The organism is Paenibacillus camerounensis, assembly GCF_000723885.1.
Lineage (GTDB): Bacteria > Bacillota > Bacilli > Paenibacillales > Paenibacillaceae > Paenibacillus_AQ > Paenibacillus_AQ camerounensis.
Map to the genome: position 1 here is coordinate 125,279 of NZ_CCDG010000006.1, position 12,854 is coordinate 138,132.

General features: G+C 48.1%; 13 protein-coding genes and 1 riboswitch. Of the genes, 7 read left to right on the plus strand and 6 right to left on the minus strand.

Features of this window, described 5'->3' with window-relative positions; translation table 11 throughout:
- Positions 1-7 precede the first annotated feature (7 nt).
- Positions 8-898 carry an ABC transporter permease gene (locus BN3772_RS02370; protein ID WP_244444664.1) on the minus strand — a complete coding sequence of 297 codons (891 nt, stop codon included), beginning with the start codon at positions 896-898 and terminating at the stop codon, positions 8-10.
- A gap of 356 nt (positions 899-1,254) precedes the next feature.
- Positions 1,255-2,652: an MATE family efflux transporter gene (locus BN3772_RS02375; protein ID WP_244444659.1), complete on the minus strand. Its 1,398-nt coding sequence runs from the start codon at positions 2,650-2,652 to the stop codon at positions 1,255-1,257.
- Between the two features lie 163 nt (positions 2,653-2,815).
- Here BN3772_RS02375 and BN3772_RS02380 point away from each other — a divergent pair, with 163 nt between their 5' ends.
- The gene (locus BN3772_RS02380) at positions 2,816-3,697 is read left to right on the plus strand and encodes an AraC family transcriptional regulator (protein ID WP_042196253.1); all 882 of its coding nucleotides are present in this window, start codon (positions 2,816-2,818) and stop codon (positions 3,695-3,697) included.
- Positions 3,698-4,274: 577 nt separating this feature from the next.
- Here BN3772_RS02380 and BN3772_RS02385 read toward each other — a convergent pair.
- The 3 genes from BN3772_RS02385 to BN3772_RS02395 form a co-directional block, all read right to left on the minus strand.
- The gene (locus tag BN3772_RS02385; RefSeq protein WP_042180774.1) at positions 4,275-4,835 is read right to left on the minus strand and encodes a cysteine hydrolase family protein; all 561 of its coding nucleotides are present in this window, start codon (positions 4,833-4,835) and stop codon (positions 4,275-4,277) included.
- A 21-nt stretch (positions 4,836-4,856) separates the two neighbouring features.
- A complete protein-coding gene (gene allB, locus BN3772_RS02390; RefSeq protein WP_042196255.1) occupies positions 4,857-6,272 on the minus strand; it encodes an allantoinase AllB in 1,416 nt (471 codons plus the stop codon).
- Positions 6,273-6,396: 124 nt separating this feature from the next.
- Positions 6,397-6,500: riboswitch (purine riboswitch) on the minus strand.
- Between the two features lie 209 nt (positions 6,501-6,709).
- Positions 6,710-7,096: a MerR family transcriptional regulator gene (locus BN3772_RS02395; protein WP_042196257.1), complete on the minus strand. Its 387-nt coding sequence runs from the start codon at positions 7,094-7,096 to the stop codon at positions 6,710-6,712.
- A gap of 153 nt (positions 7,097-7,249) precedes the next feature.
- On the opposite strand from BN3772_RS02395, the gene BN3772_RS02400 reads away from it, so the two are divergent.
- Both BN3772_RS02400 and BN3772_RS02405 read left to right on the plus strand, forming a co-directional pair.
- Entirely contained in the window at positions 7,250-8,170 is a 921-nt protein-coding gene (locus BN3772_RS02400) for an aldo/keto reductase (RefSeq protein WP_280114371.1), read from the plus strand.
- Between the two features lie 90 nt (positions 8,171-8,260).
- Positions 8,261-8,815: a hypothetical protein gene (locus tag BN3772_RS02405; protein ID WP_157643528.1), complete on the plus strand. Its 555-nt coding sequence runs from the start codon at positions 8,261-8,263 to the stop codon at positions 8,813-8,815.
- A gap of 19 nt (positions 8,816-8,834) precedes the next feature.
- Here BN3772_RS02405 and BN3772_RS02410 read toward each other — a convergent pair whose 3' ends face one another.
- On the minus strand, positions 8,835-9,464 hold the full coding sequence (locus BN3772_RS02410) for a GNAT family N-acetyltransferase (RefSeq protein ID WP_052380341.1): 630 nt from the start codon (positions 9,462-9,464) through the stop codon (positions 8,835-8,837).
- A 131-nt stretch (positions 9,465-9,595) separates the two neighbouring features.
- Between BN3772_RS02410 and BN3772_RS02415 the strand changes: the two genes are divergently transcribed.
- The 4 genes from BN3772_RS02415 to BN3772_RS02435 all read left to right on the plus strand — a co-directional run bounded on the left by BN3772_RS02415 (position 9,596) and on the right by BN3772_RS02435 (position 12,829).
- Positions 9,596-10,156: a TetR/AcrR family transcriptional regulator gene (locus BN3772_RS02415; protein ID WP_042196421.1), complete on the plus strand. Its 561-nt coding sequence runs from the start codon at positions 9,596-9,598 to the stop codon at positions 10,154-10,156.
- A gap of 394 nt (positions 10,157-10,550) precedes the next feature.
- Positions 10,551-11,342: a ParA family protein gene (locus tag BN3772_RS02425; protein ID WP_042196266.1), complete on the plus strand. Its 792-nt coding sequence runs from the start codon at positions 10,551-10,553 to the stop codon at positions 11,340-11,342.
- Positions 11,332-12,393 carry a ParB N-terminal domain-containing protein gene (locus BN3772_RS02430; protein WP_042196269.1) on the plus strand — a complete coding sequence of 354 codons (1,062 nt, stop codon included), beginning with the start codon at positions 11,332-11,334 and terminating at the stop codon, positions 12,391-12,393. The genes BN3772_RS02425 and BN3772_RS02430 overlap by 11 nt, the downstream gene beginning before the upstream one ends.
- Complete coding sequence (locus BN3772_RS02435; protein ID WP_042196271.1) at positions 12,377-12,829, plus strand: DUF6075 family protein; 453 nt, start codon at positions 12,377-12,379, stop codon at positions 12,827-12,829. The genes BN3772_RS02430 and BN3772_RS02435 overlap by 17 nt, the downstream gene beginning before the upstream one ends.
- Positions 12,830-12,854: the final 25 nt, after the last annotated feature.

Genomic DNA, 12,854 nt, shown 5'->3' on the forward strand with positions numbered 1-12,854 from the left:
TCCCCTCCTAGAACAGCGCGTAGTCATCGTTTATTTTGCGGATAATGTAATTGACCGTCATGATCAGAATGAAGCCGAACAGGGATTGATACAGACCCGCTGCTGTCGCCATCCCGATATCAAACGTTACCTTAAGTGAACGGAACACATAGGTGTCCAGAATATCCGTCGTATTGTACAGCACCCCGTTATTGCCGATCAGCTGGTAAAAGAGGTCAAACTGCCCCTTCATAATACTGCCGAGCGAGAACAGCAGCAGCACAACGAAGGTCGATTTCAGCATCGGCACCGTGATATACCAGATCCGCTGGAAAATATGCGCACCGTCGATTTTGGCCGCCTCATAATATTCGTCGCTGATTCCGGTAATGGCTGCCAGGTAGATAACCATGCTGTAGCCGAGATTTTTCCACAGATAAAAGAGAATGATCAGGAAGATCCACACCAGCGGCTTATTGTACACATCGACCGGACCCGCACCGAATCTGGCCAGCAGCGTGTTTAGGAAACCGCTATCATAATTGAATACGTTGTAGACGATAACACTCAGGATAACGAAGGATACAAAGTATGGAAGGAACATGATCGACTGGGTCAGCTTTTTGAACCATTTAACGCGCAGTTCGCTGAGCAGGATCGCACAGACTATGGCCAGAACGTTGCCGAGCAGGATAAAAGCCAGATTGTAGCCGATTGTATTCAGGGTTAGCTTGACCAGCGTGCCGGATTTCCATAAGAACTCGAAGTTCTTGAAGCCGACGAATGGTGCATCGAACAGCCCTACGTTGAAGTCAAACTGGGTGAACGCGTAATAGACGCCTATCATCGGAAAATACGAATTGATCAGGAAAAACAGCAGTGCCGGAAGCAGCATCAGGAACAGTACCCGGTTATGCATCAGCTCGTGCAGAAAACCTTTCTTTTTCTTCTTTATGATGCCAGCCCCCGGCGGTGAAGCTGCAGGAGCGCCTCCCTTTAAAGGAAGCTCTATCGCCAGCGGTATTGCTGTCTTGCGTGTGCGCTGTCTCAAAGCCCTCACTCTCCTATGCCTGTATATGACCCAAGTATAGAAAAGCCCCGTCCGCCCGGATAGTAGCGCTTCAGGGTATTCCTGTATTATGTTGCGGTTCCGCGGGTGAACTTTTACAACTTTTGTGAAGGATCACAGGATAACGGCCTATATACGCACGCCAAAAAGCCCCGGCACCTCTTCCGCAGAAGAGAGCACCGGGGTGAAGTATCCGAATTTACATTTTAAAAAGAAGCCTCTGCTGCCTTGCACTGGACAGCCTGCTGATCCCCATCCTGTCGTTCTGATGCATACAGCACCTTCCGCCCGCGCCAACGCCGCAATACCAGCAGCCCTCTCGCCGCTTCATCGGCGATCATGCAGCAGTAGATACCTACCAGACCCCAGCCCCAGCTGATGCCGAGGAGATATGAACCTCCGATTCCAATAGTGGTCATGCAGATTATGGAGATCGTCATCGTATAGCGCGTGTCGCCAATCGCGTTAAGCGCATTGCCCATGGCCATGTTGAGCATTTTGAAGGGCTGCAGCAGCAGATTCAGCGCCAGTAGCGTCACACCAATCGAGATAATCTCCCCGTCCACCGTGAACATACCAAGCAGAGACTTGCCAAATGCGAACAGCAGCACAACATTCGCACTGACAATCGCCAGCCCGATATAAAGCGTCCGGAACGCGCTGCGGTAGACCTCGGACAGCTGGGCTGCACCGAACAAAGTGGCAATCCGGATCTGTCCTGCCATCGCTACTGCATAACCCAGCGTGAAGCAGAACGATTCCAGCGTATTCAGATAGGTGCGTGCCGCCAGCTCTTTTGCCCCGAGCATAGCCAGAAAAGAGTAAATAGCCAGCTGTGAAACCACCCAGGCTGAGGAATTCAGGCCCAGCGGCCAACTGATCTTCACAATCTCCCCGAACAGCTTCCGCTTAAAGGCAGCGAAGTCCCGCAGCCGGATTCTGCGTTCAAAGGCGCCGCAGAACATCACCAGCAGAACTATCGCGCCAAGCCCTCGGCTGATTACATTGGAAATGGCGATTCCGCCAAGTCCCAGCTGCGGCAGTCCGAACATACCAAAGATAAAAATATAGTTCAGAATTATGTGGATCACATTAACTGCGACCCCCGTATACATCGGCCCCCGGGTATTGCCTGTATTCCGGATTGCAGAGCCCAGAGAAGCGGTCAGTCCTACCAGAAATAACCCGCCGCCGACATAGGTCAGATAGACATGGGCGAGCGGAATCAGCTCTCCGGATATATTCAGCGCTCCGCCGATAGGGTCCGCGAACAGAAACATAACCACGCTGACGATAAGCCCCAGCACCGTGCTTGCTGTAACCCCCATTATTGCGATTACACGCGCATCCTCCTGCCGTCCCGAACCGAGCCGCTGGGCAATCAGAATGCCAGCCCCGCCGGCAAAGGTGGTGAACAATGTGGTCAGCGCCCCGAACAGCTGATTCGATATCCCGACGACCGCTACCGCATCGTCCGAAATGCGGCTGACCATAATGGTATCCACGGTTCCCAGCAGCGTCTGCAGAAAAATTTCAATAAATATCGGCCAGGCCAGCACCCAGAGTCCCACATTTCCTGTCTTTAGTTTTACGTTGGGTTTCACTAATTGAACTCCCCCTCATCCTGCTGCCCTCTTGGATAGCGCCCTTGTAACCTGCCTGCAGATTACCTTGCTAGGAGTAAATTATAGGTGATATACTACGGGAAATGTAGCAAATTCCCAACCTAAACTTTCAATTTCTAAACCTGATCTGCAGGAGGATGATATGAGTCTGCTTCAATTTTCCAGCCCGCCGCTGCCGCATTACATTATCAGTGGACTTACGAATTATCCGCAGGGCTTCCGCCATGTGAACCGCCATAATATTAATGTCTTCGATCTGCTGGTCGTCCGCGAGGGCTGCCTCTATCTCGGAGAAGAAGACCGAAAGTATGAAGTGCAGGCCGGCGAGGCACTGATTCTCCGCCCGGACTGCCATCATTACGGGACCGCAGATTGCCGGGAGGACGGCTCCTACTACTGGCTCCATTTTCAGACCCCGGGTCCGTGGTGTTCTGTAAGCTGTCATGCGGAAGCTCCCCGTGAACGGGATACCACGGAGGAGTCTGCCCATTACAGCTTGTATAACGCACGTACCTTCAGCCTCCGGCTGTCGCAGTATATGACGCTGCTGCAGCCGGCCCGGATGGAGGAACTGCTCGCCCATCTCGAGCTCCTTAAGGTCAACGCCCACCTGGATGCCGTCCGCTTCAAGCAGCAGATGCTGTTCCAGGAGGTACTGCAGCAGCTCTCCGCCTCCGTGCACCGCGAACGGTCCGCGTCCCAGTCCACCGCCTGCGCGGAGCAGGCGGCCTCCTTCCTCCGCGCCCATTACCGCGAGGAGATTACAACCGGTATGCTGGGCGACTGCCTCAACTTCCATCCGGTCTACATTGCCCGCTGCATGAATCAGGAGTACGGCTGCCCTCCGATGGAATACCTGCTCCGCTACCGGATCGAGCAGAGCAAGCTGCTGCTGATGCAGACCAGCTTCCCGATTGCCCGGATCGCCGAGGAGGTCGGCTTCAATCAGGCGCCCTACTTCAGCTCCAGCTTCATGAAGCTGGAGGGGATTTCGCCGCGCCAGTACCGGCAGCGGTTCTCTTGAGCAGTGTGCGCGCGCGATAATAGGCGTTATAACACCACAGGTAGTTGTCCCTTAGAGCATTTCAACAATTAGGTTGATTCCCTCCACCTAATCCCATATTTTATCAATATTTACGATGATTAGGTGGACAAACGTCATCTAATCCGGTCCATATGCCCCTTTAGAGGCATATCAGGGACATTTAAGTGGACTTTTTCCCAGTACTATTCTAAATCCGTTGTTTGACGAAGAATTAAGTGGCGAAATTCCACCTACTCTAGTAAAAGCAGCTAATCACAGCCTGATCATCGGCCAATCACACGATTAATGCAGACAGCAGCCCCTGTATAACCAGAAGCATACCCGGCAATACAGGGACTGTTATTTGTTGTGTACTATATAGGCCATTATTTGCAGCTCACAGACTGCTTAATGGCAGCACCCGCAAGCAGCATACGCAAACTGCCGTTTATTCTGAGTACAGCCAGTGGGCTCTGGCCCGGTCAATCTGGTTCTACCGGACTTACAGCCCCTTTATTGGCCAGCAGTCGCGGATCCCCATCCGCCTAACAATCGCACAGGAGACCTGCTAACCCGCTTAGCCCTTTACCACCGCATACTTTTCTTTATACTGCTCCAGCGTTACCACTTCGCCAAAAATCCCGATGTCGCGCAGCCCCGACAGATGCATCTCCTCATCCTTGGAAGCGCAGCAGTCGCTGATGCAGACAACTTTATACGTATGGTACATCGCATCTGACGCTGTCGAGCGGACACAGACATTGGTCCATACCCCGGTAACAGCTACCGTGTCGATGCCCTCTTCCCGCAGGAACAGGTCCATATCCGTATAGCTGAACGCGCTGTGGCGTCTCTTTTGCACCACATAGTCGCCCTTTGACTCATCCGGTGTAAGCTCGGCGATGAAATCCGAACCCCAGCTGCCTTTGATGGCGTGAACCGGGCGGACGCGGAAGTCAGCATCGTTTTTGCGGTGCGCTTCCTGCACGAAGATCACCTGGATCTCATTTTCATGGCTGAACGCAATCAGGTCCTGCAGCGCCGGTACGATCCCCGCTCCGTTTGGACAAGTCAGCGCCCCGTCCGGATGAATAAAATCATTTAGCATATCTATAACTACAATTGCGTGTTTTCCCATATGAATCACGTTCCCTTCGGTTTAGTATTTCAGCAGGCGCGGAAGCTCACTGATCGTCTGGCGCTTCACATATTCACCATGGCCCGGCTTACCGACAACACCCAGTGCATCATCGTAGACCAGCGTACCGCGCACAATCGTTTTATCCACCTTGCCTTTTAGCTTCATACCATGGAACGGCGTATATTTCGGCTTGCAGTGCATCTGATCCTTATCCAGCGTCCATTCCTTCTCCAGATCCACAATGGTGAAGTCAGCGTCAGTACCGATCTCCAGCGCCCCTTTTTTCGGATACAGGCCGTAATGGATTGCCGGATTGGTGCAGAGCAGCTCTACCAGCCGGGAGAGACTCAGTCTGCCTTTATTGTAGCCTTCGCTGATCATAATCGGCACCAGTGTCTCTACCCCCGGGATTCCCGGAAAAGAAGTCCAGACATCCATCCCCGGCGCATCCTTCTCAGTGGCAATTTCATACGGGGCATGGTCAGTAGCCATGAAGTCAATTGTTCCGTCTGCCAGCCCCTGCCACAGCACTTCATTATCCTTTGCAGTACGCAGCGGCGGCGCGATCTTGGCGAACGTACCGAACTCGGTCATCGCATCTACCGCATTCAGCGTCAGGTAGTGCGGACAGGATTCCGCCGTCACCTTGGTTCCCTTGAGCTTGGCTTCACGGATCAGCTCGTTGCCGGCCCCCGTGCTCATATGCACGATATGCAGCCTGGCACCTGTCTCCTCAGCAAAGCTGATACCCAGCTGAATTGCGGCTTTCTCAGCGAGCGCCATACGCGCTTCTGCCCAAGCCGGGTAATCCATACGTCCTTCACCCTTCAGCTTGTTAGTAAAATAATCACAGATGGCAAAGTTTTCAGCATGGATACCAATTGGCAGCCCGGTAGGAGATACAGCAGCAAATGCCTCCAGCATCTCCGGATCGGTCACACGCGGGTAACTCGGCACGGACGGCGTCATATATACTTTAAAGGCAACTACTCCATTTGCAATCTGCTGACTGATAATCTCAGGCAGCACATTGTTGCGTACGTCCTCACCGGTAATCCCGCCCCACATCGCATAATCGACAATTCCCTTGCCTTCCAGTGCATTCAGCTTGTTGAACAGGTTATCCGCTGAACGTACTGACGGCACACTGCAGCAAGGCATATCTACAATCATCGTTACCCCGCCGGCTGCGGCGCTGCTTGTTCCGGTCACGAAATCCTCACGGTGCGTAAACCCCGGATCATTAAAATGCGTATGCGAATCAATAACACCCGGCAGCACCAGCTTGCCCCCGGCATCAATAATCTCGGCCGCATCCCTCTCAAAATCCTTCGCAAAGCCCACAATCACACCATTGTTCACCAGAATGTCTGTCAGTACCTGTCTGTCGCCTTGCGGAATGCTGGCATTTTTAATAATCAGATCATAACTCATGAATACGCACCTCTTCTTTTGAATTTAGATTCAGTTCCGCACACGACAAATAAACCCCAGGTTACAAAAGGCACAGGGCAGACACCATTCACACGCAGCCGCAATAGCCGCACATAGAACAATATTTCTTTCCCGCACCTCTTGTAGCCTGGGGCAATTTACGGTTGCCTGGTCGAAACGCTCAAACCGGATTAATGAGCTTATACAAGAGCTTATTCTGTTAATCAATCCAAGAAAGTTATTCGCCAAAATGTTATGTTTAGTAACGCGACAATCTCGGATTTGCTTTCTTAATTACCCTAATCATATCATCAGAGGGATTATCGTCAAGACACTTCAGCAGTTCGTCATTAAAAAGCCATTTTATATGTCATATTACCTAACAAAAAGGGCATTTCCCATTTTATTCACATGGATATCAGCGACATTCATCACTTCTATGCTTCATTATTTTCGGTCTCTGCCTGCTCCTCCAGCGAAGCAAAATAAGCAATCTTATGCTCCACCTTCTCTGCAAACGTCTGAAAGAATTTAATCTTCTCATCAATATGCACCTTATGCTGCTGCAGCAGCCTCCGCTGCTCAGAGAGTGAGCTATGTCCCTCTTTGGAGAGCGAGATGAACTGCTTAATGTCGGCAATCGGCATACCGGTATCCTTCAGACAGCAAATTAACGAAATCAGCTCCAGATCCTCATCGTGGAAGCAACGGTTTCCGTGCTCGTCCCGGGCTACCTCAGGCAGTACACCCTCTCTTTCGTAATAACGCAGCGTATATTGGCTCAGTCCGCTTTTTTGTGATATGGTTTTGATGCTGTATCCCATGATTGCTGCTCCCTTCTGCCGTATGGCTACGGCCCTTCTCTAAAGTAACACCATTTAAGTACAATTAAAAGCGCTTCAAAAACCTGTTGACTTACACTTAACTCTAAGGTCTACACTAAACCAGGAACCTTACAAACGAGGAGTGAACGCAAAGTGGTAAAAAAAATTAAAGCAGGCAGCAGCCAGCTTGAGGTAGCACAAATTTCACTTGGATGTATGCGGATTGCCGAGCTTTCCCCGAAAGAGGCGGATGTGCATATTCACAGTGCCTTAGAGGCGGGAATTGACTTTTTTGACCATGCAGATATATACGCCGGAGGTAAAGCTGAAGAAGTATTCGGAGATGTTGTAGCAGCAAGCCCCGGTATGCGCGACAAACTGCTGGTTCAGACCAAATGCGGAATCCGTGACGGGTTCTTCGACTTTTCCAAAGAGCACATTGTAGAGTCGGTTGAGAAGAGCCTGAAGCGCCTGAAGACCGATTATGTTGATGTATTGCTGCTGCACCGCCCGGACACTCTGATGGAGCCTGAGGAGGTGGCTGAAGCCTTTGATTATCTCGAGCAAAAGGGTATGGTCAAACACTTCGGCGTCAGCAACCTGAACCCGCTGCAAATCGAGCTGCTCAAAAAGAATGTAAAACAGCCTCTGCTCTTCAACCAGTTGCAGCTTAGCATCATGGTCTCCGGAATGATTGATGCCGGCTTCAATGTGAATATGACCAACTCTGCATCCGTAGTGCATGATGGAGGCATTCTGGAGTACAGCCGCCTGCACGACATGACCATCCAGCCCTGGTCCCCGTTCCAGTACGGTTTCTTTGAAGGGGTATTCCTGGGCAACGACAAGTTCCCTGGGCTGAATGAAGTAATTAACCGTCTCGCAGCTGAAAAAGAGGTCACTGACACGGCTATCGCCATCGCCTGGCTGTTAAGACACCCTGCCGGTATGCAGCCGATTGTCGGTACAACCAACACTCAGCGCCTGCTTGATATTGCCAAAGCTTCTGACATTACCCTGACCCGTCAGGAATGGTATGAAATTTACCGCGCTGCCGGCAACAAGCTTCCTTAAGCAGCGGACAAGCCTGCACAGCCGCCCCCGATAAATAGAGAAGAGTACTCTTACCAGCCCCTTTGGCAGGTGGAGTACTCTTTCTTTGCTTTGCTTATTTTAACAGCAGTGACAGAATGCTTTGACAGCCTGCAGCCCTTTGCGCTATTTTTAAGTCAATATTTCAAAGTAGAACGGAGCCTGACAATGGGACTGCATTTCATAGGTTTTATTCTGCCTCTTTTAATTTTGCTGCCGAATCTGCTGTTCATCTTCTTCGCTCCGCGCAATGTCCCGCCATCACTCACAGCTGCGCCTGTAATCTTTAATGCGCTGGAACGGGCTGGTCAGATTTCCTGCTTTACTTTACCCATCCTGTTCGGCCAGAAAATCGCTATACAGCCCGTATCTTCTTTAGGGTGGTTAATGTTAATCTGCTTAATCTTCTACTATATGTGCTGGCTGCGCTACTACCGGTCCGGCAGAACATTCAGCATGTTATTCAAACCATTAGGACCGCTCTCTTTACCTATGGCCATGTTCCCGGTTCTTTACTTTAGTCTGCTTGCAGTATGGATAGGCTCTCTTCTCTTTGCTGCAGCTGCTGTAGTTTTTGCTATCGGACATCTTGCTGTAAGCTGGAATACCTATAAGCAAATCAGATAAAATTATAACTCTATGAGTATTACACAGGGTTAATGTTCAGCTCGAAGCTATAATTCGGTATTGAATTCCCCTTTGGCCCAATACCGAATTCGTTAAAAACCTTAAAACCATTTTTACAATAAAACCTTTTGTTCAGCTCCGTGTGGGTAACCAGTGTGATCCGGCCGCCCCCGCGTTCACTAATGTAAGGGAATAGAAAATTATTAAACAAGGTGCTCCCCAGGCTTTTTCCTTGAAAACCCTTCGCCACCGCTAAGGAATCTATGTACCAGCTCTCCTTCCCGTAACGATTACAAGCCTCCTTCATTTTATCCAGTGTCCCCAGGATATTAAAAATCCGCTTAATGCCAAGCTGAGCAGCCAGTGCTAATCCGCCGTTTAACAGATATTGAGCAAAGCCCGGTCCCTTTGCCCCGCTTTTCTTCAGCAGAACAGCAGAAACAATTTTTCCGTCTAGAATCCCTACAAAGCACGCATTTTGCTGATAATATGATTTTGTATTAGTATAATTAAGTCTGTACAAGTTTTCTTTATAGTCCTTATCCTGGGTCAAAATTAGCGGAAACAACGGATATTCTAAAAATGAATCAGTTAACAAAGCAGCAACTTCTTGTAATTCATCCTTTTGGGCCAAGCGAAATGACTTCACGTGAATCACCTCTTATATTCCTTTGATTTTTCTTATTGTAAACAGCAGATGTATAAAATAGTATAGTCAATCCATTTTATTTGTTTATTAATGAACAGGCGAAGCCTAATTGTACAGAAACGGGGTTAATTGTGGGAGATAGACGATCTATTAAAACTAAAGCATCGATAAAACAGGCCTTTCTGACATTATTAAATACTAAGGCTATTTCTAAAATAACCGTTTTAGAAATCTCGGAGCTTGCTGACATCGGCAGAAGTACTTTTTATTTGCATTATCAGGACATCTACGATTTATATAATGAAATTGAAGCTGAAATGTTTGATCAGTTAAATCAGTTCTATGATGATTCCTTTCCAATCAAGGATCATCATGATATTATGCAATTTATTAATAAACTTACAGACTACATTTATCGAAACAGAACTTTATTTAACCTGCTTACTAATCCGGAAGACACATTATTAACCTCCGAAAAATTTAAGCAATTTTTTAAAAAGAAGATCTTACAGGAAATGCTTGAGGATAGCAGAGATCGTACTAAATCATCATTGAATGAAGAAACGGAAAGTTTGTTTATTGCCTCAGGAGTAGTCGGGGTTATTGAGGACTGGATCGTACGCGGCATGAAAGAAGAACCTGCGGGAATGTCTCTGCGTATTCATCAGCTGCTGATGAAGTTAGAAGAATAACCGTTTAACCTAACGAAAACGAGTTAATCAGTAATAAAAAAAGGGTCCGTTAGAGATAATCTCTAACGGACCCTTTAGCTATACCGGCGAGAGGACTCGAACCTCCACGGTTTCCCACTCGATTTTGAGTCGCGACTGCTATTAAGAAGATAGCAGAAGTTAAGTCCATGAAGAGGAATTTAAAAACCGCGAAAAGCCTTGTAGAATCAAGGTTTTTCGCGGTTTTTTTGGTTTTCCCCAAGTCCCGTAAAGGTTCCTGGCATCAGGGCAAAAAGAAGCCATTTTTGCACGTTGGAGAGAACTTGGGAAGAACTCAGGAAAAACAACAACAGATCAGCCCGCTCCCTACCATTGACAAAAAAATGAAGCATCTGCTTCAGGGAGGGTAATTGAAATGTCTAAAACAACGGTTATTACCATTGCCAATCAGAAAGGCGGTACAGGCAAAACGACTACTGCCTATAATCTGGCTTATGCTTTATCTAATGAAGGAAAAAAAGTATTGCTGGTTGATTTTGATCCGCAAGGCAATCTCTCGATGTGCTTTGGCATTGAACAGCCGGATCAACTCCAGTTTTCCATGTTCAACGTCATGAACGCCATTATGAGTGACGAACCGCTGCCGCCTGCCGAGGAGTACATTCATTCACACGGCAATATCGACCTCATTCCGAGCAATATTGAATTGTCTGTTGCCGAGATTAACTTGCGGGATGAAATGGGCGGTGAGAAAACGCTGGCATCCCTGTTGGAACCGATGAAGCCTAACTATGATTACATCATTATCGACACCAACCCTTCACTTGGATTGCTAACGATCAATGCTTTGGCCGCCAGTGATAGTGTACTCATTCCCGTCAATCCGCAGCTATGGTCTGCCACAGGATTGACTCAGTTGCTCAGAATCATTGTTAAAGTCAAGAAGCGGATTAATCCGCGTATCATCATTGAAGGTATCCTGATGACTATGTGCAACACCCGCACCAATTTATACAAGGAGGCTTTTCGTTTGGTCAAAGTTTACTACCGCGAAACCTTCCGTATCTTCGATGTGCAAATCCCACTGTCCGTCAAAGTTGGCGAAGCTAATTTCTACAGCCAGAGCATTATTCAATTTGAACCCAAATCCAAGGTAGCCGCGGCGTATCAAGAACTGGCAAAGGAGCTGATGTCCAGTGACTGCTAAGCGCCCTGTTCCCAAACTCACCAGCATCGATGAGTTATTGTTGCTAACGGAGAAAGACCAGCCTTCACTCGAACAGACTGTTGGAATTCAAACTGTACCGATCATCAAAATCAGAATGTATAAAGACCATCCATTCCGCTTATATGAAGGTGAACGCTTGGCGGATATGGTTAGCAGCATCGAAAGTAACGGTATTCTTATTCCGGTTATTTTGCGAAAAATTGAAGCCGATGAGAATGGCTATGAATACGAAATGTTAGCTGGACATAACCGGATGAACGCGGCGCAATCGCTAGGACTTGAACAATTGCCTGCAATTGTGAAGGATAATCTCACCGACGAAGAAGCGCTTATGTATGTGGTTGAAACCAATGTGTTGCAGCGCTCCTTTTCAGATATGTTTCCATCAGAAAAAGCAAAAGTGTTGTCACTTCGTTATTCAGATATGTTTTCACAGGGAAAACGAAATGACATTATTGAAGAATTAAAAACGCTTGAAAACCCGCAATACTACAAGGAAAATGAAACTTCGCCCCTAATAGGTACGAAGTTGAGAAGTGATGAGAAATTGGGACATGAGTATGGACTATCCAAAAATACAGTCGCCCGTCTACTTCGTATGAACAAACTCTCTCCTCCACTCAAAGCAATGGTAGACGATACGAAGATCGGGTTATACCCTGCGGTCAGCCTTTCCTATCTGAACGATACAGAACAGCAAGTTGTCCATGAGGCATTGTCACGGAATGACTATAAAGTAGATATGAAAAAGGCCGAACTCCTGCGTGAATACTCCGGCCATTTAACAGATGAGCAAGCAGACAGAATTTTGTCCGGTGAAGCGACACGCAAGCCGCGAAATAAAACGCCAGCTCCCTTCAAGCTCAAACATAAAGTATATGCAAAATACTTTTCCTCGTTTCACAAGGCCGCTGAGGTTGAGGAGATCATTGACAAGGCATTGGAAATGTTTTTCGTCAATCAGCGGCAACAATCGAACGAATCATCCCATGAAAATAAGGAGGACAACACACATGAACCTCATCTTTAAAGACATTGAACATGAACAGTTTTACGAGGGAAATCTTCGCATGACTCACAGCCAATATGATCCGTATCGTCAAGCTTTCTTTTATATCCTTGGGCTTACACCACAAACCCGGCAGCATATCCGCGATCTGTACGATTACGAAGAACAAGCCATTAGCCTAGAGGCACTGGAACAAAGCTGGCAGACCAGTACCTCTGTAAAAATGACTCGTCTTGCCTTTAACCTGTACAACGGCTATACCGGAGATGCTGAAACCGGACGCGATCATCCGCGCAATTATAGTCCATATCAACTATTTGACACTGGACTGATGCCTTACTTTTTTGAAGCGATTAAACTTCGTTATGCGGAATATGCACATAGTCTGGAGCAGCCGTACTTTGCCTTTCCACCAACAGAAACAGATCACCATTCTTTATATGAACACGAAGCTTGAATCGTCTAGCGCCTACCTAACTCCA